Below are 26,414 nucleotides of genomic sequence, written 5' to 3'. Positions count from 1 at the left end.
CCTTTCCTGACAAGATAAAAGTTAGTCGAGCGGGGTCAGCTGCAGCGCCCCTTTGCTGAAATCGGTAAGATTTTGCGTAAAGCCCTCTACCTCCGCGTGCGGCAGAGCCAGAGTCAGTGAGACAGACTGCAAATACTCGCTGTGTAAAAGCTGGCCGTGAAAGCGGCTAACCATCCTTTCCGTTTCCGCCAGCTGCGCATAGTCCACGGCAAGCGTGAAGGTCAGCATCGGCACTTTTTGCAGCCTGGGTAACGCTTTTAACGCCTGCTGTACGCCACCGCCGTAAGCTTTAACCAGTCCGCCGGTGCCCAGCTGGATGCCGCCGTAATAGCGAACCACTACCGCCGTTATTTCACCAACGTGGCTGCCCATTAGCTGCGCCAGCATTGGCTTGCCTGCGGTGCCGGAAGGCTCGCCGTCATCCGAGAAGCCCAGCTGCTGAGAATCATCAGGCGCGCCTGCAACCCACGCCCAGCAGTGATGCCTGGCTGCGGGATGTTCGTTTTTCACCTGCTGTACAAAAGCGCGTGCCGCCGCAACGCCATCGGTGTGCGCCAACAGCGTAATAAAGCGGCTTTTCTTGATCTCCTCGCTGAAGCTGAATGGCCCGGCGGGAATGTCGTATGCGTCCATCAGGCCAGCTTCAAATCCCTGGTCATGTTCTCTACACCCTGTTCACGGATAATCACGTTATCTTCAATGCGAATACCGCCATAGGGTTTCAGCGCCTCAATGCGCGACCAGTCAAAATGCTGGCTGTACTTGCCTTCGCGCCACGGGGCAAGCAGTGACTCAATAAAGTAGATGCCAGGCTCGATAGTCACCACCATACGCGGCTCCAGAATGCGCGTGCAGCGTAAAAAAGGATACTGCTGCGGCGCGGCCAGATGTGTACCGCTATCGTCCTGCATAAATCCGGCGACATCATGCACCTGCAAACCAAGCGGATGGCCGACGCCGTGCGGCATAAACGGCCCGGTGATGTTCTCCGCTACCATCGCCTCTTCGCTCAGCCCTTTCACCAGCTGGTGCTTCAGCAACAGCTTAGCCAGCCGCTGATGCATTTGTTGATGATAGTCGGTATAGCGCACGCCCGCTTTCAGCGTGGCGATCAGCGCCAGCTCTTCTTCATTCATATCCTGAATGAGCGTCGCGTAATCGCTGCCCGCCTCGGCCGCATAGCTGCGCGTCAGGTCTGCCGCATAACCGTTGTATTCCGTACCGGCATCAAGTAAGAAGCTACGCAGCTGCGCTGGCGGCTGGTAATCAAGCTTAGTGTAGTGCAGCACCGCCGCATGTTCGTTCAGCGCAACGATATTGCCATAAGGCACATCGATATCCCGATGGCCGGTTGCGGCAAGGTAAGCGATGTTGATATCGAACTCGCTCATGCCGGACAGAAACGCCTCTTTCGCCGCGCGATGACCGATCACCGCCGTTTTTTGCGCTTCGCGCATGCAATAAAGTTCGTAATCGGTTTTATAAGAGCGGTGGTAATGCAGAAAATCGATTACCCCTTGTGGATTAATGGCAGAGGCTTTGATGCCAAGGCTGGCGGCGCGCTCGGCAACGGGTCCGATGTAGGCGACGTTTTGTCGGTCTTGCGGCAACAGCTGACCAATATCGTCGGCATTTTTCAGCGCTACGATGTCGATATGCTCTGTCCAGAAACTTTGCGGCAGTGGCTCGACGTTGTGCCAGTAATCCACCGGCGAATAGAACCAGAGTTTCGGCTTATTAACGCCATCCACCCATAGCCAGCAGTTAGGCACGCTGGTTACCGGTAGCCAGGCTTTAAACTGCGGATTTACTTTGAACGGGTAGTCGTGGTCATCCAGGAAAACCGTCAACAGTTCGCCGGAATGGATCAGCATGGCATCCAGCTTGAAGCGGGCCAGCACCTGCTGCGCGCGCGTCTGTAGCGTGCTGAGATGCTGCTGATAAAGGGCGCTCAACGAGTCCATCACTTTGCCTCCGTTAATCACGAAATTGAGCGCATCTTATCACGGCCATCCTCTTTTGCCGCGCCTGTGATCTTGTTTGCAAATAATCAAACTCTCGTTTGCAAATAATTAACATCAACCCCACACTCTCGATCATCTGGTATGACCAGATCCCTTTAGCGCGGCAGCAGGAGAAAAGAATGCTTTACCAAAGCGACACCCTGACTCTGAACTGGCTGGAAAACGACATTGCCGAACTGGTTTTCGATGCGCCTGGTTCAGTCAACAAGCTGGATACGCAAACCGTGGCCAGCCTCGGCGAAGCAATTGCCGTGCTTGAACAGCTCCCTGATTTGAAAGCGGTGCTTATCAGCTCGCGTAAACCCGCCTTTATCGTCGGGGCGGACATCACCGAATTTTTATCATTGTTTGCCGCGCCAGAAGAAAAACTGACGGAATGGCTTAACTACGCCAACGGCATATTTAACCGGCTTGAAGATTTACCTGTTCCCACGCTCTCTGCGGTCCAGGGCTACGCGCTGGGCGGCGGCTGCGAATCTATTCTGGCAACGGATTTTCGGATTGCCACGCCGGACGCGCGCATCGGCCTGCCGGAAACGAAGCTGGGCATTATGCCGGGCTTTGGCGGTTCCGTTCGCCTGCCTCGCCTGTTGGGTGCCGACAGCGCGCTGGAAATTATCGCCGCGGGCAAAGATGTTGACGCACAGAAAGCGCTGGCGCTTGGCCTGGTGGATGCCGTGGTTACTGCCGATAAGCTTCGCGCTGCGGGCATTGCTATCCTGCATGAGGCCATCAGCGGCAAACAGCCGTGGCGCGAACGCCGTCAGCCTAAGCTGGCCCCGCTGAAGCTCAGTAAAATCGAAGCGATGATGAGCTTCACCACCGCCAAAGGGGTGGTACTGCAAACGGCCGGAAAACATTATCCTGCGCCGCTGACGGCGGTAAAAACCGTTGAGGCCGCCGCCGGTCTGGGCCGCGATGAAGCGTTAAAACTGGAGACGGCCGCTTTTGTTCCGCTGGCTCGTTCTGCCGAAGCTCGTGCACTGGTCGGCATTTTCCTTAACGATCAGGCGATCAAAGCAAAAGCGAAAAAGCTGGCGCAGAACGTAACGCCGCCACAGCAGGCTGGCGTACTGGGCGCAGGCATTATGGGGGGCGGAATCGCTTACCAGGCGGCCAGCAAAGGCGTGCCGGTATTAATGAAGGATATTCAGCAGAATTCACTGGATCTGGGGATGACCGAAGCGGCGACTCTTCTTAATAAACAGCTGGAGCGCGGAAAAATTGACGCTATGCAGCTGGCAGGCGTTATTGCCGCTATTCATCCTTCGCTGAGCTACGAAGGTTTTGAACGCGCCGATATCGTGGTCGAGGCCGTGGTAGAGAACCCAACCGTTAAAGCGGCCGTGCTGGCCGAGACTGAGCAACATCTTCATCAGGATGCCATCCTGGCTTCCAATACCTCAACCATCCCTATCAGCCAGCTTGCTCATGCATTGCAGCGCCCGGAAAACTTCTGCGGAATGCACTTTTTTAACCCGGTTCATCGCATGCCGTTGGTCGAGGTGATCCGTGGTGAAAAAACCTCGGACGCCACGCTGGCAAAAGTCGTGGCCTGGGCCAGCAAAATGGGTAAAACGCCTATCGTAGTCAACGACTGCCCCGGTTTCTTCGTCAACCGTGTGCTCTTCCCCTACTTCGCCGGATTTAGTTTGCTGCTGCGAGACGGCGCAGACTATCGCCAGATCGATAAGGTTATGGAGAAAACTTTTGGCTGGCCGATGGGCCCGGCCTGGCTGCTGGACGTTGTCGGCATCGATACCGCGCATCATGCACAAAGCGTGATGGCCGACGGTTTCCCGGACAGAATGAAGAAAGATTACCGCGACGCTATTGATGTGTTGTTTGAAGCGAAACGGTTCGGGCAGAAAAACCAGCTCGGTTTCTACCGCTGGGAAAAGGATGCGAAAGGCAAACCGAAGAAAACTGTCGACCCGGAAACAGAAAAACTGTTGCAGAGCGTAAGCCAGCCGCCGCGTGCCTTCAGCGATGAAGAGATTATTGCCCGCATGATGATCCCAATGATGAACGAGGTTGTACTTTGCCTGGAAGAGAAAATTATCGCCTCGCCGGCCGAAGCGGATATGGCGCTGGTCTACGGACTGGGTTTCCCACCGTTTCGCGGCGGCGTTTTTCGCCATCTGGACACCCTTGGCAGCGCCCGCTTTGCCAGCCAGGCGGAGCCCTTTGTCGCGCTCGGCCCACTTTACCAGCTTCCCGACAGCCTGCAGGAAAAAGCGCAGCGTAGTGAAAGCTGGTATCCCCTGGCAAAACCAGCCGATGCCGTGCTGAAAACGGCGTGAGGAGAAGAGAAATGGAAAAAGTTGTTGTCGTTGATGCCATCCGCACGCCGATGGGCCGCTCCAAAGGCGGCGCGTTTCGCCATGTTCGGGCCGAAGATCTCTCGGCGCATTTGATGCGTTCGCTGCTGAGCCGTAATCCCGCGCTGGCGGCAGAAAATCTGGATGATATTTACTGGGGCTGCGTGCAGCAAACGCTGGAGCAGGGTTTTAATATTGCGCGCAACGCGGCTTTGCTGGCGGAGATCCCTCACCGGGTTCCGGCCACCACCGTGAATCGCCTGTGTGGGTCTTCTATGCAGGCACTGCACGATGCCGCACGCATGATTATGGTTGGCGATGCCAGCGCCTGCCTGATCGGCGGCGTTGAGCACATGGGCCATGTGCCAATGAATCACGGCGTGGATTTTCATCAGGGGCTGGGCAAAACCGTCGCCAGAGCCGCAGGCATGATGGGCCTGACCGCAGAGATGCTGGCGCGCATGCATCAGATTAGCCGGGAAATGCAGGATGAGTTTGCCGCCCGCTCGCATCAACGTGCCTGGGCCGCCACGCAGGCCGGCCACTTTGCTGCAGAGATTGTGGCGACCAGCGGACACGACAGCGACGGCGTACTGAAACGCTATGATATTGATGAAGTCATTCGGCCTGAAACCACCGTTGCGGCTCTGGCGGCGTTGAAACCAGCCTTCGACCCGGTCAACGGCACGGTGACGGCGGGCAGCTCCTCGGCGCTCTCCGATGGCGCAGCGGCGATGCTGCTGATGAGCGAATCACGCGCGCGCGAGCTGGGCCTGAAGATTCGGGCACGCGTTAAGTCGATGGCGGTGGTTGGCTGCGATCCTTCCATTATGGGCTACGGCCCGGTGCCGGCATCACGGCTTGCGCTAAAAAAAGCCGGACTTGCCGTCAGCGATATCGATTTGTTTGAAATGAACGAAGCCTTCGCCGCACAGGTACTGCCGTGCATTAAAGATCTGGGCTTAATGGACGAGTTGGATAATAAAGTGAATCTTAACGGCGGCGCGATTGCGTTGGGTCACCCGCTTGGCTGTTCCGGCGCGCGAATCAGCACTACGCTGCTAAACCTGATGGAAAGACGCGATGCGCAGTTCGGTCTGGCGACCATGTGTATTGGTCTGGGACAGGGCATCGCAACTATTTTTGAACGGGTTTGATACTGACCGGGGCAGCACAGGCTGCCCCGTGGCAAGATCAGATAAAGGCGAAGGCGTCGCCAAACATCTGGTCTTCTTTCGCATTACGCTCGGCGCAAAAACGCTCGCGCGCGATTTTAGCCATTTCAAAACGGCCTGCGATATAGATTTCATATCCGCTCAGATCGCTGTGGTCATTCATAACGGCCGTTAACACCGTCCCACTGCGCCCTTCCCAGCCTGGTTCAGGCTGTTCCACCACGGGAATGATGTGCAGGTTAGGATGCTTAACCGCCAGCGCTTCCAGCTCGGGCATATCGTAAAGGTGCTTCAGCTCGCGTCCGCCCCAGTACAGTTCGATATGGCGATCCGGCTGCTGCGCCAGCGCCGTCAGCAAAATTGAACGCGCATAGGAGAAGCCGGTACCGCCCGCGATTAAAATCAGCGGACGATCGCTCTCTTCACGCAGCCAGGCGTCGCCATGCGGGATATCAACGCTAATCGTGCGCTGTTCCTGAATCCGCTCCATTACCGCCATCGCATAGAGGTTGAGTTCTGAAGCACCGATGTGCAGCTCAATAATATCTTTTTCCATCGGCGTGGAAGCCAGCGAGAACGGACGCTTGTCGCGCTCGTCCATCACCACCATCAGATACTGACCGGCGCGGAAACTGAAATCGGCTTCAGGTACCATACGAACCCGGTATACGGTATCGGTTATCGCTTCTACCGAGATCACTTTACAGCTTAACGTTGTCATGCGTTCCCTCTGTCGGATCGATTATTTGCCCGCGTTTTTACGCGTCTCGCTGAAGATATCCAGCTCATCCCATAACGCGTCTATACGCGCGGTAACGGCCGGATCTTTGCGGATGGGACGGCCCCACTCGCGTTGGGTTTCTCCCGGCCACTTATTGGTTGCGTCCAGGCCCATTTTGGAACCCAGCCCGGAAACCGGTGACGCGAAGTCCAGATAGTCAATTGGCGTGTTCTCAACCAGCACGGTATCTCTGGCCGGATCCATTCGCGTCGTGATTGCCCAGATGACGTCGTTCCAGTCACGTGCGTTAACGTCGTCGTCACAGACAATAACAAATTTGGTATACATAAACTGCCGTAAAAAAGACCAAACGCCCATCATTACCCGTTTCGCGTGACCCGCATACTGTTTTTTCATGGTCACAACCGCTAAACGATAGGAGCAACCTTCCGGCGGCAGGTAAAAATCGACAATTTCCGGGAATTGCTTTTGCAGGATCGGCACAAAGACTTCGTTCAGCGCCACGCCCAGTACCGCGGGTTCATCCGGCGGCCGCCCGGTATAGGTGGAATGATAAATAGCGTCGCGACGCTGCGTAATGTGCGTCACGGTAAAGACCGGGAAGTTGTCTATTTCATTATAGTAGCCGGTATGATCGCCATACGGCCCTTCCGGCGCGACCTCGCCCGCTTCGATATAGCCTTCCAGCACGATTTCCGCGCTGGCCGGCACTTCCAGATCGTTAGAGACACATTTCACGACTTCCGATTTCGTGCCGCGCAGCAGACCCGCAAAGGCATATTCAGAAAGCGTATCCGGCACCGGCGTTACGGCACCAAGGATGGTAGCGGGATCGGCACCCAGCGCAACGGAAACCGGGAAGCGTTCACCCGGATGCTGCTGCGACCACTCCTGGAAATCCAGCGCGCCGCCGCGATGCGACAGCCAGCGCATAATCAGCTTGTTTTTACCAATTACCTGCTGGCGATAGATGCCCAGATTCTGCCGCTCTTTGTGCGGCCCGCGCGTGACCGTCAAACCCCAGGTAATGAGCGGCGCGGCATCTTCCGGCCAGCACTTCATTACCGGAATACGCGTCAGGTCGACCTCATCTCCCTGCCAGATCTGTTGCTGGCACGGCGCATCACGCAGACGTTTGGTCGGCATGTTGAGCACCTGCTTCCACTGCGGCATTTTGTCAAAAAAGTCGCGAAAGCCGCGCGGCGGTTCCGGCTCTTTCAGAAAAGCCAGCAGGCGGCCTACTTCACGCAGCGCCTTAACATCTTCCTGGCCCATGCCCAGCGCGACGCGATCCGGCGTGCCGAACAGGTTGCAAAGTACCGGCATGCTGTAGCCTTTCGGATTTTCAAACAGCAGCGCCGGGCCGCCAGCGCGCAGGGTGCGGTCGGCAATTTCGGTCATTTCAAGATCGGGATCGATCTCTTGCGTAATGCGTTTTAATTCCCCACGCTGCTCCAGCAGGGAAAGGAAGTCGCGTAGATCGTGGTATTTCATGACTTCTCATCAGTACGGTCAGTGAATCGGCCATTATAGGGAGGATTAAAGGCGCGTGCTTAGTTTTTCGCGGCAGGCTCCGGACAAGGTGATGAAAATTCCCGATCGGTCCGCTGATAACTACAGTCATTAAAAATTGCCTGTTACCGCTTTATATTACGTCTAATCCTTCCAACGCGCATCACGCCCCCGTGTCGCTATAACTCTCACATGATTTTTGCTATTCTTAACGACCCTGTAATTGCAAAGTGACGTTATGGAATCCTGGTATTTACTTTATTGCAAACGTGGCCAGCTTATTCGCGCAAAAGAGCATCTTGAGCGTCAGGCGGTACATTGCCTCAGCCCCATGATTGCCTTAGAGAAACTGGTACGCGGCAAGCGTACTCAGGTGAACGAGCCGCTGTTCCCGAACTATTTGTTTATTGAGTTCGATCCGGAAGCGATTCATACCACGACCATCAGCGCAACGCGCGGCGTCAGTCATTTTGTTCGCTTTGGCAACCTGCCGGCCACCGTGCCGCAGGATGTGATTGAGGCTTTGCAGTCGCAGCCGACCGCGACGCTGCCCGACCCTGAGCTGCCTCAGCCTGGCGACAGAGTGTTGATTACCGATGGCGCTTTTGAGGGGTTAAAGGCGATTTTTACCGAGCCGGATGGCGAAGCGCGCTCTATGCTGCTGCTGAATCTGCTAAACAAGCAGATTGTTCGCAGTCTGGACAACAGGCAGTTTCAAAAGCTTTGACGCTGCCCGTCATTGGTTAATTCAGGCGGAACAGTTCGCGGGCGTTGCTATCGCACTGTTGCGCCAGCGTCGTAGCTTCCTCACCGCGTAACAGCGCAACCTGTTCAATAATGTGCGGTAAAAAGCACGGCTCGTTGCGTCGGGAAGCTGGCCGTGGCCGCATGTCGCGCGGTATCAGGTAAGGCGCATCGGTTTCCACTAAAAGCCGGTTAGCCGGAATCAGCGGCATCAGTTCCCGCAGTTCTGTCCCGCGACGCTCGTCGCACACCCATCCCGTAATGCCGATATAGAGTCCGGCCGCCAGACAGGCTTCCAGTTCTGCTTTACTGCCGGTAAAGCAGTGCACTACCGCGCCGGGCAGCTTTGGCAGCCACGGCTGTAATATTTCCAGAAAACGGTCGTGCGCCTCGCGGCAGTGAAGAAAGACGGGAAGCTGAAGATCGGCAGCCAGCGCCAGCTGCGCGTTAAACGCATAAGCCTGCTGCTCAGGCCCGCAGATATTACGATTAAAATCCAGCCCGCATTCACCAATCGCAACGACTTCCGGGCTTTCCGCCAGCCTTTTTAAAGTGGCTGAGGTCTCCGCTGACCATTCGCTGGCATGATGCGGATGTACGCCTGCGGTAGACCAGCAGTAGCCCGGCCGACGTTTCGCCAGGCTTTGCGCCTGCTGGCTTTCAAGCGCGTTTGTGCCGGTAATCAGAATGCCGGTAACGCCAGCGTCAACGGCGTGTTTTACTACCCGATCGCGATCTTTTGCGAATTGCGTGCTGGTCAGGTTAACCCCAATATCAAACATAGCTTGTTCCAAACAGTAACCGCCCTTTCGGGCGGTTATTATTAAACTGGAAACCGACAGCGGCACGCGCTCGCGACTACTCCGATTCGGTTTCTTCGTGTTCGTTGTCCTCACGGCGCAGTCCCGTATAGAAGCGCGAGAAGAAGACGCCGACTTCAAACAGGCAGTACATCGGAATAGCCAGCAGCGTCTGCGAAAGCACATCCGGTGGCGTCAGCAGCATGCCGACGATAAAAGCACCGACCAGCACGTAAGGGCGCTTCTTTTTCAGCTCTTCCGGTGTCGTTACGCCCGTCCAGCACAGCAGCACGATAGCGATCGGCACTTCAAAAGAGATACCGAAAGCCATAAACAACGTCATCACAAAATCGAGATAGTTGTTGATATCGGTAGCGATCTGTACGCCTTGCGGTGCGGTTTTGGCAAAGAAGCCAAAGGCCAACGGAAAGACAACAAAGTAGGCGAAAGCCATGCCTATATAGAATAGGAATGAACTGGAAATCAGCAGCGGTACGACCAGCCTGCGTTCGTGTCGATAGAGCGCTGGCGCGACAAAGGCCCAAATCTGGTAGAGGATGACCGGCACGGCAAGAAATACCGAAACGATCATGGTCAGCTTGACCGGCGCAAAGAAGGGCGAAGCCACGTCGGTGGCAATCATGCTGGCTCCGGCCGGCATCTGTTTAATCAGCGGCGCAGAAACCATCTGATAGATGTCGTTAGCGAAAAAGGCCAGGCACAGAAAGATAGCCAGCACGGCAATAATGCAGTTCAGCAGCCGTTTGCGAAGCTCAATTAAGTGGCTGATCAGTGGTTGGGTATCTTCAACAGCCATGTTTAGCGTTCATCCTGTTGCTGAGTGGAAACCGGCGCACGGCTGGAAAGCGGCGCGTCATCCTGTGCGGCGGCTGGAGCCTGCGTTGCGGTAGCAGGTGTCGGCGTTGCGGCCCGTGCGCCATCAGCGGGTGCTGCGGTAGCAGGAGCGGATGTGCTGGCAACAGAGGCTGGCGTTGCGGCCGCTGGAATCGGCTTGCTGCCATCAGATGCCGGAGCCGCAGCGGGTTCACTGGCTGCCGGAGAGACGTGCACCACCGGCGTCTCTGCTGCTGAAACAGCCGCTGCTTTATCAGCCTCGCCAGAAGGCGCCTGTGCCGGTGCGGTTGCCAGATGATCGGCAGCCGCAGGCGTCACGCCTTCGTGAGAATCCTGCGCGTTTTTTACCAGCGGGTTATGAATGGTGTTTGCTTCGTCGTCGGCTTTCTCATGATCGCCCAGATAAGAGCGCTTCATCGATTCGGCAGACTGCTTCAGCTCTTCCATGGAAGCTTTCAGTTCAGGGGTCAGGCTGTTTTTGCTCGCCTCTTCCACCTTCTTCAGGCTGTCCTGCAGCTCCTGCAGCTTCAGTTCCTGCGCCAGCTCGTTTTGCACGTTAGCCGCCAGCGAACGCAGCGCGCGCATCCAGCCAACGACCGTTTTTACCGCCACGGGCAAACGCTGCGGGCCTAATACCACCAGCCCGATCACAAACACCAGAATCAGTTCACTAAAACCTATGTCGAACACGGCTTACACCTTGTCGTTCTTAATGTCTTCTTTCTTAGCTTCTGCCTGCTGTTTTTCGGCCAGAGTGGCGTGGAAGTCAGCATCATTAGCGTGATTTTTTTCTTTCTCGTCATCGTCGCTCATCGCTTTCTTGAAGCCCTTGAGCGATGCGCCCAGGTCGGATCCAAGGTGGCGCAATTTTTTAGAGCCGAAGATCAAAAAAACAAGTACGACAATAATCAATAACTTCCAGATACTTATACCGCCCATGTTATTGCCTCTGTAATCGGTTAATGCGGATTTCGCAGTATATAAGCGGGCTGGCGCCGCGCAAAGCCTCGCCAGCCTTCTTTACCTTTTATGACGGTTAGCCAGTTTTACGCCAGCCCACCAGCCAGCTCACCAGTCCGCCAGCGACCATAACGGCCGACAGCAAATCCCACTGCGGCCTGCTCAGCAAAATAGCCGTGCCGCTTAACAGCAGCGTGGCACCAATGCCAAACAGATAGTGTGACTGATGATGCCGCGTCCGATCGCTTCTCAGGTCATGCGCAAGCTTATCGACGCTGTGCTTCAAATGCTTGTGGTGTTTCATGCTTTCATAAAACAGCTCCGGCAGCTCCGGCAGTTTTTCCGCCCAGAACGGCGCTTTCTCTTTCAGCGCGCGGACGATAGCGGGAATACCGATCTGGTCTTTAATCCAGTCTTCCAGGAACGGCTTGGCGGTTTTCCACAAATCGAGCTGTGGATAGAGCTGCCGCCCTACGCCCTCTACATACAGCAGCGTTTTTTGCAGCAGCACCAGCTGCGGCTGCACTTCCATATTGAAGCGGCGCGCGGTGTTAAACAGATTCAGCAAGACGTGCCCGAAAGAGATTTCCGCCAGCGGTTTCTCAAAGATAGGTTCACATACGGTACGGATAGCGAACTCAAAATCTTCCACGTTGGTATCCGGCGGCACCCAGCCGGAATCGACGTGCAGCTCCGCTACCCTGCGGTAATCGCGATTAAAGAAGGCGATAAAGTTCTCTGCCAGATAGCGCTTATCTTCTTTGTTCAGTGAACCGACGATACCGCAGTCGATGCCGATATATTGCGGATCTTCCGGATGGTCATAGCTGACAAAAATATTGCCGGGATGCATATCGGCATGGAAGAAACTGTCGCGAAAAACCTGGGTAAAGAATACCTGTACGCCACGCTCGGCCAGCAGCTTCATGTTGACGCCATGCTGTTCAAGCTGCACCACGTCGGAAATAGGAATACCGTAAATGCGCTCCATGACCAGCATGGTTTCGCTACAGTAGTCCGAATAGATTTCCGGTACGTAGAGCATCTTGCTGCTGTCAAAGTTGCGGCGCAGCTGTATAGCATTGGCCGCTTCGCGCAGCAGGTTAAGCTCGTCAATCAGCGTTTTTTCATAGTCAGCGACGACTTCCTGCGGGCGCAAACGGCGACCGTCAGGCAACAGGCGCGGCACCCAGGCCGCCATGCGGTTGATCAGCTTCATATCCGCTTTTATGACCGGCAAAATATCCGGGCGGATAACTTTGATCACCACTTCCTTGCCGTTCTCTTTCAGCGTCGCGGTATGAACCTGAGCGATAGAAGCGGAAGCGAGCGGCTTAATCATAAAATCATCAAACAGCGTTTCAACCTTGCGGCCAAGCGACAGCTCAATTTGCTGCTTTGCCAAAACGCCATCGAAAGGCGCCACTTTGTCCTGCAGCATCGCCAGCTGATCGGCGATATGCGGCGGAAAAAGGTCGCGGCGCGTGGACATCATCTGGCCAAATTTAATCCACACCGGGCCCAGCTGCTCCATCGCCAGACGGATGCGCTCGCCCAGCGGGCGATCTTTATGCAGGTTGGGCATCCAGAACAGTGACTTACGCCATAGCCGCAGCGGCAACGCCAGCCGGGTTTTGGGGATCAGCTCATCAAGACCGTAGCTAAGAAAGATGCGGATAATGAAGTAAAGTCGACGTATTTCTCCGAGGGTCATTTGCCCTCCAGTTGGTTAAGACGGGTTTCCAGCGCATCCAGTTCGCGCGCGGCGGCATCAACTTCTTCACTGAACCAGGCCAGCTCCAGGCCGCCAGGGGCCAGACGCCACTCTTCCGTTAATGCCTGGCTCAGATAGCTTTGCTTGCGGCTGAAGTCGCCGCGGAAAAACTGCAGGCCGCGACGTGCCGCCTGGCTAATGCCCTGGGCGGCAACATCGCCTGTCCAGGGCGCGAGATACTCAGCGGGATCGAGTTCGGCCAGGTCAAGAAGCGCGGAAAACTGCTGCACAACCTGCAAATCGCCTTCAACTTCCAGCTCGCCGCTGCGGATCAAGCTGGTCAACTGCTGGCGATCGCGCAGTTTACGCAGCGTCCCCACGCGGGTTTTTACTTTGCAGTCCGGCGTATCGTTCCAGTCGCCCAACACGTCGACCTGCGTGTCGCTGAAGATAAAAATCAGCGGCTGTTTTAGCTCGGCCAGCTCAACGGTAAGGCTTTTGCCGTTCAGACGCTGACGCGCCGCTTTCAGACCGCGATCGCGATAGAGAATCTGGTTGAGCGCCGTTTCCAGCCCTGCGGTTAACAGCGGCGTTAAGGTCATTCGCTATCCTGTTTAAAACTTGAATCCGCGGTGTAGCGCAACGATGCCACCGGTAAGATTGTGATAGGTAGTGTTTTCAAAACCGACATCTTCCATCATCTGCTTCAGCGTATCCTGATCCGGATGCATACGAATCGACTCGGCCAGATAGCGATAGCTTTCGGAATCTTTCGCCACCAGCTCGCCAATACGCGGCAGAATGTGGAAAGAGTAAGCGTCGTAGGCTTTGCTTAACGGTTCCAGCAGCGGTTTAGAAAACTCCAGCACCAGCAAACGTCCGCCCGGCTTCAGCACGCGGAACATGGAGGCCAGCGCCTTCTCTTTTTCGGTGACGTTACGCAGGCCGAAAGCAATGGTGATGCAGTCGAAGTGGTTATCGGGGAACGGCAGGGCTTCTGCATTCGCCTGCACGTAATTCACGTTGCCGATAATACCGTTGTTGCGCAGTTTTTCGCGGCCTACTTTCAGCATTGAGCTGTTGATGTCGGCCAGCACCACTTCGCCGGTTTCACCCACCAGGCGGGAAAATTTTGCGGTCAGATCGCCGGTACCACCAGCCAGATCCAGTACGCGCTGCCCGCGACGAACGCCGCTACAGTCGATAGTAAAACGTTTCCAGACACGGTGGATGCCGAACGACATCAGGTCGTTCATCAGGTCATATTTGGCCGCAACGGAATGGAAAACATCAGCCACCATTTCAGCCTTGTCGCTTTTCGCTACGGTGCGAAAGCCAAAATGGGTGGTGTCCTTTGATTCATCTGCCATTTGTTTTGCCTGCTCTGCAATCAGTTATCTGCCAAGTGTATCAGAGTCCCGCAGGCCAGGCACTGCCTTGCGGGTTATTCGTTAACGCGATGGATATTCGCCGCCGCCAGCGCTTCTTCTTCCGCCTCTGGCGTATCCGGCAGCGCCTGCTCTACCAGATGGGGATTGATTGGCCGCTTGATGGGCACGCCCATCTGACGGAAGCCTTCGGCCTGCGCTATCAGGTTGCCCCGCCCTTCCGCCAGCTTTTTCATCGCCTGGCGATAGCTTTCCTGCGCTTTATCCAGGTTTTGTCCCATCGCAGACATATCGTCGACAAACAGGCGCATTTTGTCATACAGCCTGGCCGCCCGGTCAGCGATGCGCTGTGCATGGCGGCTCTGATGCTCGTAGCGCCACAGATTGTTAATGGTGCGCAACGCGACCAACAGCGTCGTGGGGCTAACCAGCATGATATTCTGGCTTAGCGCCTCGTTAATCAGCTCCGGCTGCCTGTCGATAGCCACCAGGAAAGCGGGTTCCACCGGGATAAACATCAACACATAATCCAGCGAGCGTAAACCCGGCAATTGTTGATAATCTTTACGGCTCAGCAGGCGAATGTGGCTGCGAACGGAGGCGATATGTTCGCTAACCGCCGCTTCGCGCGTGACCTCATCTTCGCCGTTGAAATAGCGCTCGTAGGCCACCAGCGTCATTTTGGCGTCGATCACCACATCTTTGCCCTGCGGCAAGCGCACGATAACGTCCGGCTGCATGCGGCCGTTTTGCTCCAGCTGAATATTGACCTGGGTTTCGTACTCATGGCCTTCGCGCAGGCCGGAGGCTTCCAGCACGCGGCTGAGCACCACTTCGCCCCAGTTGCCCTGCATTTTATTGTCGCCTTTCAGCGCTTTGGTCAGGTTGATCGCTTCCTGCGCCATCTGGGCATTGAGCTGCTGTAAACTGCGGATTTCATGCGATAGCGTGTGGCGCTCCCGCGCTTCCTGGCCAAAGCCTTCCTGCACCTGGCGGCGAAAACCATCCAGCTGTTCACGCAGCGGGGAAAGCAGACCGTCCAGGCTCTGACGGTTCTGTTCATCAACACGACGGTTGCTGTTTTCGAAGATACGGTTGGCAAGATTTTCAAACTGCGCGTTAAGGCGCTGCTCGCTGTTGATCAGCAGACGCTGCTTCTCTTCCGCCGCCAGCCTGCTCTCTTCCAGCCGAATAGTGACCTCGCGCAGTTCGGCTTCCTGAGCGCTGTTGATCTCCAGCTGGTTACGCAGTTCGTTGTTGAGCTGGGTGGCTTCGCTACGCCAGTGGTCAAGCTGGGTGAGTTTTTCCTGCGCGGCGGCAGAGACACCATGCAGCTGGCGCAGTTCCCGCTCCTGCTGTTGCTGCGTCTGCTGCTGGCTTGTGAGCTGTTGCGCCAGCCTGTCGCGATCCTGACGAAGCTGTTCAGTGGATTGCAGCAGCAGCCGGCGCTCCGTTTCCTGACGCGCCGCACGCTGCTGACTCTGATACCAGGCGACACCCCAGCCAGTCAGCAAACCTGCCAGACCGGTGATGATGCCGTAACCTATTGTTGCATCCACTCGCTTTCTCCTGCACAACCTTCACTGGCTGAAAAGGTAAGGTCGCGCCAGGGGAATGTCGAGCTAAAAAGCGTGATGCTCCACGTTTGGGTGGGCTAGATCAGGCGACGCGCGGCATCAACCACGATACGTACCGCATCGCTTTCCGTTTTCTTCATGGTTTCCGCATCCGGAATCTCTTGCTGGGTACGGTTAACGATAACGCCAGCAACCATACCGGCACGCAGTCCCTGGCTGGCGCACATCGTCAGCAGGGTGGCGGATTCCATCTCATAATTGAGCACGCCCATCTGCTGCCACTCTTTCATGGAGTTCTGGAAACGGCTGACAACGCGACCCGAATAGGTGTCGTAACGTTCCTGTCCCGGATAGAAGGTATCGGAAGAGGCCGTTACGCCAATATGCGTGGTGGCGCCTGCAGCTTTAGCCGCTTCTACCAGCGCGGTGGTGCAGGTGAAATCAGCTACGGCCGGGAACTCCAGCGGCGCAAAGTGCAGGCTTGCGCCGTCCAGGCGTACGGAGCCTGTGGTCACCAGCACGTCACCAACGTTGATTCCCGGCTGGATTGCGCCCGTGGTGCCTACGCGCAGAAAGGTACGTACGCCCAGCTGCGCCAGCTCTTCAACAGCGATAGAAGTAGAAGGGCCGCCGATGCCGGTTGAGCAAACGATCACCGCTTTGCCGTCAATTTCAGCGCGCCAGGTGGTGAATTCGCGATGTGAAGCCAGATGTACCGCATTATCCATCAACGCGGCGATTTTTTTTACTCGTTCCGGATCGCCCGGCACGATGGCGAGGGTCGCGCCCTGAAGATCGGCTCGGGTTAAACCCAGGTGAAAAACGTCTGACTGTGCCATGGCAAACTCCTGTGACGGAAAATCGATAGGGGAAAAACGTCTACAGTAGCGTAAATCGGCCCACAATTGTGTGAGTAGCTTCACCACGAACAATGAAAATTACATTTGGAACTTATTAAATAGTGAGTTTGATCACACAAAAGCCTTTTTCAGGCGGTTAGCGCTGCGCCGCCGTTTAAGAATGGCAAACAGACTTCATCTGCCCGCAACGTAATCCTGGCTATAGTTAGCTGATTGCGCTACTGCATGCACGGAGAGACCATGAAAACCGACGATAATCAGACTCAAAGCCGTGGTGGATTCGCTCCTGCGGTTTCACCTGCCGCCGCAACCACCATCGTTACCGACAGCGTTGATATTATTTCCGGAGAAACCTCCATCCCGACTCAGGGCGAAAATATGCCCGCTTTTCATGCCAAACCGCGTAATGCCAGCGGCCCGCTGCCGGTCATTCTGGTAGTACAGGAAATTTTTGGGGTGCACGAGCATATTCGCGATATCTGCCGCCGTCTGGCTACGGAAGGCTATCTGGCCGTTGCGCCGGAGCTTTATTTCCGTCAGGGCGATCCCAACGACTACAACGATATTCCTACCCTGTTTACAGAGTTAGTCAGCAAAGTTCCGGATACGCAGGTGCTGGCCGATCTCGACCACGTAGCAAACTGGGCGTCGCGCCACGGCGGCGATATGCGCAATATGGGCATCACCGGTTTCTGCTGGGGCGGCCGGATTACCTGGCTATATGCCGCTCATAATCCACAGCTGAAAGCGGGCGTTGCCTGGTATGGCAAGCTGGTGGGCGACAAAACCATGCAGCAGCAAAAGCACCCGGTGGATATTGCTACCGAACTGAACGCGCCGGTATTGGGGCTTTACGGCGGCCTGGATGAAAGTATCCCGCAGGAAAGTATTGAGACGATGCGCCAGTCGCTGCGTGCGGCGAACTCAACGGCGGAAATTATCGTTTACCCGGATGCCGGACACGCTTTTAACGCCGACTATCGCCCCAGCTATCATGAAGAGTCCGCCAAAGATGGCTGGCAGCGCATGCTGGCCTGGTTCCGGCAGCACGACGTTAAATAAGAGGCGCAGCGCGCCCAGGAGAATGTTGACAAACTCATGTGCAAACATCAGGTCGCATTCAGGCCAGTGAACAGCTGCGGAGGCTACGGTGTCCCTGCAAAAAATGCCGCAACGCACTGACCGTGTAAATTTGTCAGCAGTTTAAGGGGCGCAGCGCGCCCCGATACCACCGCAAGATTAAGCTCAGGCGATGGTTTTACGCAGCTGACGGGCGGCTTCCACCATGTTTGCCAGCGCCTGCCGCGTTTCCGTCCAGCCGCGCGTTTTCAGACCGCAATCCGGATTGACCCATAAACGCTCTACCGGAATACGCTTCGCTGCTTTCAGCAGCAGCGCCTCTATCCATTCCACGCTCGGAACGTTCGGCGAGTGAATATCGTAAACGCCCGGCCCAATTTCGTTGGGATAGTCAAAATCTTCAAACGATTCCAGCAGCTCCATATCCGAACGCGAAGTCTCGATGGTAATCACATCGGCATCCAGCGCGGCGATCGAGTCCATAATGTCGTTGAACTCGCAGTAACACATATGCGTATGAATCTGGGTATCGTCCCGCGCTACGGCAGCGTTCAGGCGGAACGCCTCCACGGCCCATTGCAGATAGTCGGCCCAGTCAGATTGGCGCAGCGGTAGCCCTTCGCGCAGCGCTGGCTCATCAATCTGGATAATGCCGATGCCCGCTTTTTCCAGATCCTCGACTTCATCACGCAGCGCCAGGGCAATTTGCTTCGCGATAGTTTCGCGGGAAACGTCTTCACGAGGGAAAGACCAGCAAAGAATAGTGACCGGGCCGGTCAACATGCCTTTAACAGGTTTGTCGGTCAGTGATTGTGCATATTTCGCCCATTCAACGGTAATGGGCTGCGGACGGCTGACGTCGCCAATGATAACCGGCGGCTTGACGCAGCGGGAGCCATAGCTCTGCACCCAGCCGTTTTGGGTAAAGGCAAAGCCGTCCAGGTTTTCACCAAAATATTCCACCATGTCGTTACGTTCAGCTTCGCCGTGCACCAGCACGTCCAGGCCCAGACGCTCCTGTTCGACGATCGCCTGTTTGATATGTCCAGCGATGCCGGTGCGATAATTACTGCTGTCCAGACGGCCCTGCCTGAAGTCCAGCCGCAGGCCGCGAATTTCAGTGGTCTGCGGGAAAGAGCCAATGGTCGTGGTGGGCCAGGCAGGCAGTTGGAAGCGCTGGCGCTGGGCTTCGGCACGCACTCTATAGCTGCTGCGGCGCTCGCTGTCTTTTGCCGTAATCGCAGCCAGACGCTTACTGACCGCTGGATTATGAACGCGGGTCGATTCACGACGGGCACGGACTGGCGCGCTCCAGGCTTCCAGCGCTTGCGGATCGTTATTGTTCAGCGCCGTACTCAGCAGCGCCAGCTCCTGACATTTTTGCAGCGCAAAGGCGAACCAGCTTTTTACTTCCTCATCCAGACGGGTTTCGGCGTTGAGATCGATTGGGCTATGCAGCAGCGAGCAGGAAGAGCCGATCCATAGCTGCTGACGCTTGCCCACCAACGGCTGCAGGCGGGTAAACCAGCTGTTCAGATCGGCACGCCAGACGTTACGACCATTGATAACGCCTACCGACAGCAGCCAGCTGGCAGGCACTTTGGCGTTCAGCGCGGCGATATCATCTTTACCGTGCACCAGGTCGACGTGCAAACCCTGCACCGGCAGCTTTACGATAGTTTCGAGGCTGGTACCGACGCTGTCAAAATAGGTCGTCAGCAACAGTTTGCTCTGTCCCTGTAGCGCGTCGTAAGCCGGTTTATACGCATCCAGCCATTCCTGCGGAAGCTCCAGCACCAGCGCAGGTTCATCAATCTGCACCCATTCAATATCGCGCTTCGCCAGTTCGGCCAGCACCTGCTGATAAACCGTCAGGATTTCTTTTAACAGGCTAAGGCGGTCAAACTGTTCGCCTTTTACTTTGCCCAGCCACAGATAAGTCACCGGGCCAAGCAGGACGGGTTTTACTTTATGGCCCAGCGCCAGCGCTTCGTCTACCTCATCCAGAATCTGCGTCCAGCTCAGCTTAAACTGCTGGCCTTTAACGAATTCCGGCACCATATAGTGATAGTTAGTGTTAAACCATTTGGTCATTTCGGCGGCGGCGGCAGGCTCGCCGGTTGGCGCACGGCCTCGGCCCAGGCGGAACAAGGTATCCAGATCGACAACGCCATCTTTATTTTGATGTCGCGCAGGCACGTTGCCGAGCAGCAGGCTGGTTGCCAGAACATGATCGTACCAGGCGAAATCACCAGCCGGCACGTAGTCCACGCCCGCCTGTTTCTGCTGTTCCCAGTGGCGGGCACGCAGCTCGCGGCCAACTTTCAGCAGCTCTTCCTGCGTACTGTTGCCTGCCCAGTAGCTCTCCTGAGCTTTTTTCAGTTCGCGGCGCAGGCCGACGCGTGGGAAACCGAGCGTATGGTTTAAAATAGTCATCAGTGCTTTCCTCAGTTACCGGCCGTTGCCCTGGTAATCGGGCTTTTAGCCGTCCAGATGTTTACACATCTATAATCCGCAGGTACTGTAGTGACCACAAGCGCAAATTGTTCATTGTCGATGTGAAGGACTCTCATGATCGAACTCAAACACCTGCGGACGCTGCAAGCGCTGCGCAACACCGGTTCGCTGGCCGCCGCCGCCGCGCAGCTGCATCAGACGCAGTCGGCGTTATCCCACCAGTTCAGCGACCTGGAACAGCGTCTGGGCTTCCGTCTGTTCGTGCGAAAAAGCCAGCCGCTGCGTTTTACGCCGCAGGGAGAAATCCTGTTACAGCTGGCCGAGCAGATATTGCCGCAAATTCAACATGCGCTGCAGGCTTGCCATGAGCCGCACCAGACCACGTTGCGTATCGCGATTGAATGCCACAGCTGCATTCAGTGGCTGACGCCCGCACTGAATAATTTTCGCCAGGTCTGGCCGCAGGTGATGATGGATTTTAAATCCGGCGTGACGTTCGATCCGCAGCCTGCGCTGCAGCAAGGTGAGCTGGACGTGGTACTGACTTCCGATATCCTGCCGCGTAGCGGACTGTTCTATTCGCCCATGTTCGATTTTGAAGTGCGCCTGGTGCTGGCTCCCGATCATCCGCTGGCAAAGGTGGAGCATATTTCACCGGAAGACTTAGCGCATGAGGTGCTGATGATTTATCCGGTGCAGCGGCAGCGGCTTGATATCTGGCGGCACTTTTTGCAGCCTGCTAACGTCAGCCCGGCGCTGAAAAGCGTGGACAATACGCTGCTGCTTATTCAGATGGTCTCTGCAGGAATGGGCATTGCCGCTCTGCCGCACTGGGTAGTAGAAAGCTTTGAACATCAGGGGCTGGTGGTAACAAAAACGCTTGGCAAGGGATTATGGAGCCGCTTATACGCCGCCGTGCGCGATGGCGAACAGCGCCAGCCGGTAACGGAAGCCTTTATCCGCTCTGCTTGCCAGCACGCCTGCGAACATCTGCCGCGCGTTAAAGATGCTTCGGCACCCGGTACGCCGCCGCTGGTTTCTCTGGCCCACTCCTGAACAGGCTTACCTGTCGACGCTCATAGCCTTGTAGCCAATCGTTTGCTAACCCGTCCGTCAGCTTCTGCTGGCGGTATTCCTGTATCCAAAGTCATTTGTCTCTATAATGCGCGCAACGATTCTGACCTGATGAGATTTTTATGACCAATAACGACGTACTGCGCAGCGTGCGCTACATGCTGAACCTGAGCGATGCCCAGATGGTTGCCATCCTTGCGCTGGCAGAAAGCGAAGTCACTGAGGCCGAGATGCAAACCTTTCTGAAAAAGGAAGATGAAGCAGGCTTTCGCGCCTGTCCGGACGTGATTATGGGCTACTTTTTGAACGGCCTGATTTTTAAACGTCGTGGTAAGAGCGAGGATGCGCCAGAACCCTCTATCGAACGCAAAATGACCAACAATATTATTATTAAAAAGCTGCGTATCGCTTTTGATTTAAAAACTACCGATATTCTGGATATTCTAAAGCTGGCCGATTTTGCCGTTGGGCAGTCTGAAATTGGCGCGATTTTCCGCAAGCCGGGACATAAAAACTATCGCGAATGCGGCGACCAGATTTTAAGAAACTTTCTGAAGGGTCTGACGATGAAACTGCGTCCGGCCGCCGTAAAAAAAGATTAATTTAATGGCAGCTTTAATGCTGCCGTTTACCTGATTCTACCGGGAATATTTATCTCGCTTTAACAACGTGATAAAAATCCCCTCAAAGAAACATCCCTGAGGGACTTTTATTACCTTCTTACCGGGAAGGTTTATGTAATACCCAGCGCTTGTGCACCCATAACGAAGCAAAAATTACCGTTGCCCCAATAATAAAACTTGGCCAGTGCGGCTGCTGCTGCCATATCGCCAGGTTGACCAACAGTCCGGCAGGAACATGCATATTGTTCATTATTCCCAGCGTGCCGGCATCAACCTGCGTAGCGCCATAGTTCCACATAAAATAGCCCAGCCCGGAAGCTACTACGCCCAGCCAGATCAAAATTCCCCACTGAAGCGTGGTGGTAGGTAATTTTTGCGGATTTCCCCACAGGAACCAGGCAATAACCGCTACGATGGCCGCGCCAAGATAAAACCATGAAAAAGCAGCGTGCTGCGGCATAGGCCGCGTTTCCTGCAGGCGCTTGTAGCCGACCATGCCAACGGCAAAGCAGATATTGGCCAGCTGCACCAGCAGCAAACCAAACCAAAAATGATCGCTGACTTTGTCATAGCGAATAATAGCGGCACCCGCTACGGCCAGCAGCGCGCTCAGGGCATAGCCAGGCCGTACGCCACGACCGCTCATCAGATCGTAAATCAGAGTGATATAGAGCGGCGTCATTACCGTAAACAGCAGCAGTTCTGAAACGCTAAGATACAGATAAGCCTGGAAGCTAATAAGGTACATAATGCCCAGTTGCAGGGCACCTACTGCCATATAGAGCAACAGCGTAGAAAGTCGATAACCGCGCCAGCGCAGGAAAGGTAAAAATACTACGGCGGCAAGCAGCAGGCGAATCAGCACCGAAAACACGCTATCTACCTGGCCTGCAAGGTATTCACCTATCAGGCTAAATGAAAAGGCCCACAGGACGGTGGTGATAATCAGTAAAATCACGATAAAAACTCTGCAATGAAAAGTGGGCGTAGTGTAGCGAAGTTCGTCCAACGGCAGGAAAATACCTGGTTTACATCTGAGCAATTATCAAGCTAACGAACATCTTTTACGCACGCTTTAAATTGTTATTTCCGATGTATTTGAATTTGCCAGGCTGTTTACGCTTTAAAAACAGATTCAGAGAAGCGCGCCACATAATTCGCTTTGATTCTCATAAAAGAGAATACTTTGCGCCCTCCTTCACAGCATGCCGGCCCGTTTTCTTTTACGCTCGCGCCACCCTGAATCAGGCTAAGTCTAAAGAGAAGATAGTGCGCCATTGGAGGCAAATATGTTATCGCTATTCAGACCGGCACCTCACCGACCGCGCGTTGATGACGCGCAAACTGACCCACTTTATCGCCGTTTGCGCTGGCAAATATTTTTCGGGATTTTTTTCGGCTACGCCGCCTATTATCTGGTGCGAAAAAACTTTGCGCTGGCCATGCCCTCACTGATTGAACAAGGCTTTTCTCGCGGCGATTTAGGTTTTGCCCTTTCGGGGATTTCTATCGCCTATGGTTTTTCAAAATTTATTATGGGTTCCGTTTCCGACCGCTCTAATCCCCGATTCTTTCTCCCGGCCGGATTAATTCTGGCCGCCCTGGTAATGCTTTTTATGGGATTCGTCCCCTGGGCCACCTCCAGTATTATGGTGATGTTTGTACTGCTGTTTCTTTGTGGCTGGTTTCAGGGCATGGGCTGGCCGCCGTGTGGCCGCACTATGGTGCACTGGTGGTCGCAAAAAGAGCGTGGCGGCATTGTTTCCGTGTGGAACTGCGCGCATAACGTCGGCGGCGGTATTCCCCCCCTGCTTTTTTTATTAGGGATGTACTGGTTTAACGACTGGAAAGCGTCGTTCTATATGCCCGCCTTCGCTGCCATTCTGATCGCCGTCGTAGCCTGCGTATTAATGCGGGATACGCCGCAATCCTGCGGCCTGCCGCCCATCGAAGAATATAAAAACGATTACCCGCCCGACTACGATCAAGATCAGGAAAAGGAGCTGACCGCCAGGCAGATCTTTATGCAGTACGTTTTGCCCAACAGGCTGCTCTGGTATATCGCGCTGGCCAATGTTTTTGTTTACCTGCTGCGCTACGGCATTCTGGACTGGTCGCCGACCTATTTAAAAGAGGTCAAACACTTCACGCTGGATAAATCTTCCTGGGCCTACTTTCTTTACGAATATGCCGGTATTCCCGGCACGCTGCTGTGCGGCTGGATGTCCGATAAAGTATTTAAAGGCAACCGTGGCGCAACCGGCGTGTTCTTTATGGTGCTGGTCACGCTGGCTACCGTTATTTACTGGCTAAATCCACCGGGCAATCCTGGCGTAGATATTAGCTGCATGATCGTTATTGGCTTTTTGATTTATGGCCCGGTGATGCTGATTGGCTTACATGCGCTGGAGCTGGCCCCTAAAAAAGCGGCGGGTACGGCGGCGGGCTTTACCGGCCTGTTTGGCTACCTTGGCGGCTCCGTAGCCGCCAGCGCCATTGTGGGTTATACCGTGGACTACTTTGGCTGGGACGGCGGTTTTATCGTGATGATCGGCGGCGGCGTGCTGGCGGTTATCCTGCTGGTTGTCACCATGCTGAGCGAAAGAAAACGAGGAGCACTACGATGAAAAAACTGTTAGCCACGCTGCTGCTGAGCGTTTCGCTCAGCGTCACGGCCGCCGGAGAGAGTAAGATTGTTATTGCCCATCGGGGTGCCAGCGGCTATTTGCCGGAGCACACGCTGCCCGCCAAAGCGATGGCCTACGCCCAGGGATCCGATTTCCTTGAGCAGGATCTGGTGATGACCAAAGACGATCGGCTGGTCGTGCTGCACGATCATTATCTGGACCGCGTGACGGATGTCGCCGAACGTTATCCACAGCGCGCCAGAAAAGATGGCCGCTACTACGCCATCGACTTTACGCTGGCCGAAATTAAGGGCCTGAATTTTACCGAAGGCTTTACGCTAAAAGACGGTAAAAAAGTACAGACATTCCCGCAGCGTTTCCCCATGAATAAGTCGGATTTCCATATTCATACTTTTGAGGAAGAGATTGAATTTATTCAGGGGTTAAACCATTCAACCGGCAAAAATGTGGGAATTTATACGGAGATTAAAGCGCCCTGGTTTCATCGTCAGGAAGGGAAAGATATTTCAGCGAAGGTGCTGGATGTGCTGAAGCAGTACGGCTACAGCAGTAAAAGCGATAACGTCTATTTGCAGTGCTTTGACTATAACGAACTTAAACGCATTAAAACGGAGCTGGAACCCCAGCGCAATATGAACCTGAAGCTGGTGCAGCTGATTACCGAAACGGATGCAAAGGAAACGCAGGAGCTGCAAAACGGCAGGTGGGTGAACTATAGCTATGACTGGATGCTGCAGCCGGGCGCGATGAAAAACCTGGCCCGTTTTGTTGACGGCATCGGCCCCGATTATCATATGCTGATCGCCAGCGGCTCCACCAGAGGCCATGTTCGCCTGACGGAGATGGTCAAAGAGGCGCATCAGAACAAGCTGGTGGTGCACCCTTATACGGTGCGTGCCGACAGCCTTCCCGACTGGGTTGATAACGTCGACCAGCTTTACGATGTGCTTTATAACCAGGCGGGAGTGGACGGCCTGTTTACCGATTTTCCGGATAAGGCCGTACATTTTTTACAGCGCTGATTTTTCGCCTCCGTCACGGAGGCGAATTTCTCAGACGTTATACAGCTTGCGCAGATAGTTCGGCACAGCGTTATCCACGTTGCTGCCGATAACTTCCAGATCGGGCAACAGATCTTTCAGGCGCTGATGCGAGTTGCTCATGATGCAGCCTTTGCCCGCCATGGTCAGCATCTCTTTATCATTCATGCCATCGCCGAAGGAGATGCAGTCCTGTAGCGTAAAGCCAAGCGTGCGGGAGACCGCATCCAGCGCGTGACCTTTGGAAACGCCCCCCGCCATGACTTCCAGACAGGTCGGTAGCGAGAAGCTCACGTTAACGCGATCGCCCCAGCGCGCAATCAGCGCCTCTTCCAGCGGGATCAGCAGCTCTGGTTTAGCACAGGTAAAAAAGACTTTGCTGATGCCGTCAGTAGGCAAAGAGTCCGGCTGGTACACCTGATAGTTGAAATCGGATTCACGGAAAAAGTCCATCTCTTCAGGACGATGGCGGTTAAGAAACCACTCTTCATCGCGATAGACGTTGGTATAAATATCCTCATGGCTGTGATGCAGAGCAAACAGCTCACGAGCGATATCCTCTTCCAGGTTGTGGCTAAATACCAGCTCGCCGGCGGTATTATGCACGCGCGCGCCGTTTGAAGTGATCATAAAAGCGTCAATGCCCAGGCTATCGCGCATCTGGCCCACATCAATGTGATGACGACCGGTGGCAAAAATAAAGTGGACGCCTTTCTGCGTCAGCAGCTGAAGCGTTTCGCGGGCAAAAGCGGATAGACGGTGATCCGGTGACAGCAGCGTGCCGTCAAGATCGGAAGCAACAATAGGGTACATAAAACCT

23 protein-coding genes and 1 pseudogene are annotated in these 26,414 nt (G+C 55.0%); 8 read left to right on the top strand and 16 right to left on the bottom strand.

The annotated features are described in order from the left end of the window. Window positions 1-21: 21 nt before the first annotated feature. Window positions 22-633 carry an IMPACT family protein gene (locus ACMGGR_RS00430; RefSeq protein WP_246762274.1) on the bottom strand — a complete coding sequence of 204 codons (612 nt, stop codon included), beginning with the start codon at window positions 631-633 and terminating at the stop codon, window positions 22-24. Further along, window positions 633-1,964 carry a Xaa-Pro dipeptidase gene (gene pepQ, locus ACMGGR_RS00425; RefSeq protein WP_414148889.1) on the bottom strand — a complete coding sequence of 444 codons (1,332 nt, stop codon included), beginning with the start codon at window positions 1,962-1,964 and terminating at the stop codon, window positions 633-635. Before pepQ ends, ACMGGR_RS00430 begins: the two co-directional genes overlap by 1 nt. A gap of 179 nt (window positions 1,965-2,143) precedes the next feature. Here pepQ and fadB point away from each other — a divergent pair, with 179 nt between their 5' ends. Both fadB and fadA read left to right on the top strand, forming a co-directional pair. Then, window positions 2,144-4,327, top strand: coding sequence for a fatty acid oxidation complex subunit alpha FadB (gene fadB, locus ACMGGR_RS00420; protein WP_414147912.1), 2,184 nt, complete (start codon window positions 2,144-2,146; stop codon window positions 4,325-4,327). Between the two features lie 11 nt (window positions 4,328-4,338). Beyond that, on the top strand, window positions 4,339-5,502 hold the full coding sequence (fadA, locus tag ACMGGR_RS00415) for an acetyl-CoA C-acyltransferase FadA (RefSeq protein WP_246762268.1): 1,164 nt from the start codon (window positions 4,339-4,341) through the stop codon (window positions 5,500-5,502). A gap of 37 nt (window positions 5,503-5,539) precedes the next feature. Here fadA and fre read toward each other — a convergent pair whose 3' ends face one another. Further along, window positions 5,540-6,241, bottom strand: a complete 702-nt coding sequence (fre, locus tag ACMGGR_RS00410; RefSeq protein WP_414147911.1) for an NAD(P)H-flavin reductase — start codon at window positions 6,239-6,241, stop codon at window positions 5,540-5,542. Between the two features lie 21 nt (window positions 6,242-6,262). Then, window positions 6,263-7,756 carry a 4-hydroxy-3-polyprenylbenzoate decarboxylase gene (gene ubiD, locus ACMGGR_RS00405; protein ID WP_414147910.1) on the bottom strand — a complete coding sequence of 498 codons (1,494 nt, stop codon included), beginning with the start codon at window positions 7,754-7,756 and terminating at the stop codon, window positions 6,263-6,265. Between the two features lie 256 nt (window positions 7,757-8,012). Here ubiD and rfaH point away from each other — a divergent pair, with 256 nt between their 5' ends. Then, complete coding sequence (gene rfaH / locus ACMGGR_RS00400) at window positions 8,013-8,501, top strand: transcription/translation regulatory transformer protein RfaH (RefSeq protein WP_246762262.1); 489 nt, start codon at window positions 8,013-8,015, stop codon at window positions 8,499-8,501. Window positions 8,502-8,517: 16 nt separating this feature from the next. On the opposite strand, the gene tatD is transcribed toward rfaH, so the two are convergent. The 9 genes and pseudogenes from tatD to udp all read right to left on the bottom strand — a co-directional run bounded on the left by tatD (window position 8,518) and on the right by udp (window position 16,651). Next, entirely contained in the window at window positions 8,518-9,300 is a 783-nt protein-coding gene (gene tatD / locus ACMGGR_RS00395) for a 3'-5' ssDNA/RNA exonuclease TatD (protein WP_414147909.1), read from the bottom strand. Between the two features lie 76 nt (window positions 9,301-9,376). Further along, window positions 9,377-10,135 carry a Sec-independent protein translocase subunit TatC gene (gene tatC, locus ACMGGR_RS00390; RefSeq protein ID WP_246762223.1) on the bottom strand — a complete coding sequence of 253 codons (759 nt, stop codon included), beginning with the start codon at window positions 10,133-10,135 and terminating at the stop codon, window positions 9,377-9,379. 206 nt (window positions 10,136-10,341) lie between these two features. After that, window positions 10,342-10,863, bottom strand: a pseudogene (tatB, locus tag ACMGGR_RS00385) (Sec-independent protein translocase protein TatB); the annotation flags it as partial. Window positions 10,864-10,866: 3 nt separating this feature from the next. Further along, window positions 10,867-11,112, bottom strand: coding sequence for a twin-arginine translocase TatA/TatE family subunit (tatA, locus tag ACMGGR_RS00380; RefSeq protein WP_246762221.1), 246 nt, complete (start codon window positions 11,110-11,112; stop codon window positions 10,867-10,869). A gap of 97 nt (window positions 11,113-11,209) precedes the next feature. Continuing rightward, window positions 11,210-12,847, bottom strand: a complete 1,638-nt coding sequence (gene ubiB / locus ACMGGR_RS00375; protein ID WP_246762220.1) for a ubiquinone biosynthesis regulatory protein kinase UbiB — start codon at window positions 12,845-12,847, stop codon at window positions 11,210-11,212. Beyond that, entirely contained in the window at window positions 12,844-13,449 is a 606-nt protein-coding gene (ubiJ, locus tag ACMGGR_RS00370) for a ubiquinone biosynthesis protein UbiJ (RefSeq protein WP_414147908.1), read from the bottom strand. The genes ubiB and ubiJ overlap by 4 nt, the downstream gene beginning before the upstream one ends. Before the next feature lie 12 nt (window positions 13,450-13,461). Then, complete coding sequence (ubiE, locus tag ACMGGR_RS00365; protein ID WP_246762216.1) at window positions 13,462-14,217, bottom strand: bifunctional demethylmenaquinone methyltransferase/2-methoxy-6-polyprenyl-1,4-benzoquinol methylase UbiE; 756 nt, start codon at window positions 14,215-14,217, stop codon at window positions 13,462-13,464. Between the two features lie 74 nt (window positions 14,218-14,291). Beyond that, window positions 14,292-15,794: a DNA recombination protein RmuC gene (rmuC, locus tag ACMGGR_RS00360; RefSeq protein WP_246762214.1), complete on the bottom strand. Its 1,503-nt coding sequence runs from the start codon at window positions 15,792-15,794 to the stop codon at window positions 14,292-14,294. 95 nt (window positions 15,795-15,889) lie between these two features. After that, the gene (gene udp / locus ACMGGR_RS00355; RefSeq protein WP_246762212.1) at window positions 15,890-16,651 is read right to left on the bottom strand and encodes a uridine phosphorylase; all 762 of its coding nucleotides are present in this window, start codon (window positions 16,649-16,651) and stop codon (window positions 15,890-15,892) included. Between the two features lie 261 nt (window positions 16,652-16,912). Between udp and ACMGGR_RS00350 the strand changes: the two genes are divergently transcribed. Further along, the gene (locus ACMGGR_RS00350) at window positions 16,913-17,734 is read left to right on the top strand and encodes a dienelactone hydrolase family protein (protein WP_414147907.1); all 822 of its coding nucleotides are present in this window, start codon (window positions 16,913-16,915) and stop codon (window positions 17,732-17,734) included. 183 nt (window positions 17,735-17,917) lie between these two features. On the opposite strand, the gene metE is transcribed toward ACMGGR_RS00350, so the two are convergent. After that, the gene (gene metE / locus ACMGGR_RS00345; RefSeq protein WP_414147906.1) at window positions 17,918-20,188 is read right to left on the bottom strand and encodes a 5-methyltetrahydropteroyltriglutamate--homocysteine S-methyltransferase; all 2,271 of its coding nucleotides are present in this window, start codon (window positions 20,186-20,188) and stop codon (window positions 17,918-17,920) included. A gap of 135 nt (window positions 20,189-20,323) precedes the next feature. Here metE and metR point away from each other — a divergent pair, with 135 nt between their 5' ends. Next, entirely contained in the window at window positions 20,324-21,265 is a 942-nt protein-coding gene (gene metR, locus ACMGGR_RS00340; protein WP_246762207.1) for an HTH-type transcriptional regulator MetR, read from the top strand. Between the two features lie 140 nt (window positions 21,266-21,405). After that, window positions 21,406-21,885 (top strand): DUF1456 family protein, encoded by a 480-nt coding sequence (locus ACMGGR_RS00335; RefSeq protein ID WP_414147905.1) that lies wholly within the window; start codon window positions 21,406-21,408, stop codon window positions 21,883-21,885. A 118-nt stretch (window positions 21,886-22,003) separates the two neighbouring features. Here ACMGGR_RS00335 and ACMGGR_RS00330 read toward each other — a convergent pair whose 3' ends face one another. Further along, window positions 22,004-22,864 carry a carboxylate/amino acid/amine transporter gene (locus ACMGGR_RS00330; protein WP_414147904.1) on the bottom strand — a complete coding sequence of 287 codons (861 nt, stop codon included), beginning with the start codon at window positions 22,862-22,864 and terminating at the stop codon, window positions 22,004-22,006. 331 nt (window positions 22,865-23,195) lie between these two features. Between ACMGGR_RS00330 and glpT the strand changes: the two genes are divergently transcribed. Together glpT and glpQ are read left to right on the top strand one after the other, a co-directional pair. Beyond that, window positions 23,196-24,533, top strand: a complete 1,338-nt coding sequence (glpT, locus tag ACMGGR_RS00325) for a glycerol-3-phosphate transporter (protein WP_246762200.1) — start codon at window positions 23,196-23,198, stop codon at window positions 24,531-24,533. Then, on the top strand, window positions 24,530-25,576 hold the full coding sequence (gene glpQ, locus ACMGGR_RS00320) for a glycerophosphodiester phosphodiesterase (protein WP_414147903.1): 1,047 nt from the start codon (window positions 24,530-24,532) through the stop codon (window positions 25,574-25,576). Before glpT ends, glpQ begins: the two co-directional genes overlap by 4 nt. A 30-nt stretch (window positions 25,577-25,606) precedes the next feature. Here the strand turns inward: glpQ and yigL are convergent, their stop codons facing one another. Beyond that, window positions 25,607-26,407: a sugar/pyridoxal phosphate phosphatase YigL gene (yigL, locus tag ACMGGR_RS00315; RefSeq protein ID WP_246762196.1), complete on the bottom strand. Its 801-nt coding sequence runs from the start codon at window positions 26,405-26,407 to the stop codon at window positions 25,607-25,609. Between the last annotated feature and the right edge of the window lie 7 nt (window positions 26,408-26,414).

Origin of the sequence: Erwinia sp. BNK-24-b (genome assembly GCF_047456155.1) — a bacterium.
Lineage (GTDB): Bacteria > Pseudomonadota > Gammaproteobacteria > Enterobacterales > Enterobacteriaceae > Erwinia > Erwinia phyllosphaerae.
Note: the sequence above shows the minus strand (reverse complement) of the source record. Positions and strands in the feature narration are given on the sequence as shown.

Excerpts from the sequence above, each read along its gene's own strand:
- metR (WP_246762207.1), top strand. The coding sequence starts at position 20,324 with ATGATCGAACTCAAACACCTGCGGACGCTGCAAGCGCTGCGCAACACC.
- tatA (WP_246762221.1), bottom strand. The coding sequence starts at position 11,112 with ATGGGCGGTATAAGTATCTGGAAGTTATTGATTATTGTCGTACTTGTT.
- yigL (WP_246762196.1), bottom strand. The coding sequence starts at position 26,407 with ATGTACCCTATTGTTGCTTCCGATCTTGACGGCACGCTGCTGTCACCG.
- tatC (WP_246762223.1), bottom strand. The coding sequence starts at position 10,135 with ATGGCTGTTGAAGATACCCAACCACTGATCAGCCACTTAATTGAGCTT.
- pepQ (WP_414148889.1), bottom strand. The coding sequence starts at position 1,964 with ATGGACTCGTTGAGCGCCCTTTATCAGCAGCATCTCAGCACGCTACAG.
- rfaH (WP_246762262.1), top strand. The coding sequence starts at position 8,013 with ATGGAATCCTGGTATTTACTTTATTGCAAACGTGGCCAGCTTATTCGC.
- tatD (WP_414147909.1), bottom strand. The coding sequence starts at position 9,300 with ATGTTTGATATTGGGGTTAACCTGACCAGCACGCAATTCGCAAAAGAT.
- fadB (WP_414147912.1), top strand. The coding sequence starts at position 2,144 with ATGCTTTACCAAAGCGACACCCTGACTCTGAACTGGCTGGAAAACGAC.
- udp (WP_246762212.1), bottom strand. The coding sequence starts at position 16,651 with ATGGCACAGTCAGACGTTTTTCACCTGGGTTTAACCCGAGCCGATCTT.
- ubiD (WP_414147910.1), bottom strand. The coding sequence starts at position 7,756 with ATGAAATACCACGATCTACGCGACTTCCTTTCCCTGCTGGAGCAGCGT.
- metE (WP_414147906.1), bottom strand. The coding sequence starts at position 20,188 with ATGACTATTTTAAACCATACGCTCGGTTTCCCACGCGTCGGCCTGCGC.
- fre (WP_414147911.1), bottom strand. The coding sequence starts at position 6,241 with ATGACAACGTTAAGCTGTAAAGTGATCTCGGTAGAAGCGATAACCGAT.
- fadA (WP_246762268.1), top strand. The coding sequence starts at position 4,339 with ATGGAAAAAGTTGTTGTCGTTGATGCCATCCGCACGCCGATGGGCCGC.
- glpQ (WP_414147903.1), top strand. The coding sequence starts at position 24,530 with ATGAAAAAACTGTTAGCCACGCTGCTGCTGAGCGTTTCGCTCAGCGTC.
- ACMGGR_RS00350 (WP_414147907.1), top strand. The coding sequence starts at position 16,913 with ATGAAAACCGACGATAATCAGACTCAAAGCCGTGGTGGATTCGCTCCT.
- glpT (WP_246762200.1), top strand. The coding sequence starts at position 23,196 with ATGTTATCGCTATTCAGACCGGCACCTCACCGACCGCGCGTTGATGAC.
- ubiJ (WP_414147908.1), bottom strand. The coding sequence starts at position 13,449 with ATGACCTTAACGCCGCTGTTAACCGCAGGGCTGGAAACGGCGCTCAAC.
- ACMGGR_RS00335 (WP_414147905.1), top strand. The coding sequence starts at position 21,406 with ATGACCAATAACGACGTACTGCGCAGCGTGCGCTACATGCTGAACCTG.
- ubiB (WP_246762220.1), bottom strand. The coding sequence starts at position 12,847 with ATGACCCTCGGAGAAATACGTCGACTTTACTTCATTATCCGCATCTTT.
- ubiE (WP_246762216.1), bottom strand. The coding sequence starts at position 14,217 with ATGGCAGATGAATCAAAGGACACCACCCATTTTGGCTTTCGCACCGTA.
- ACMGGR_RS00430 (WP_246762274.1), bottom strand. The coding sequence starts at position 633 with ATGGACGCATACGACATTCCCGCCGGGCCATTCAGCTTCAGCGAGGAG.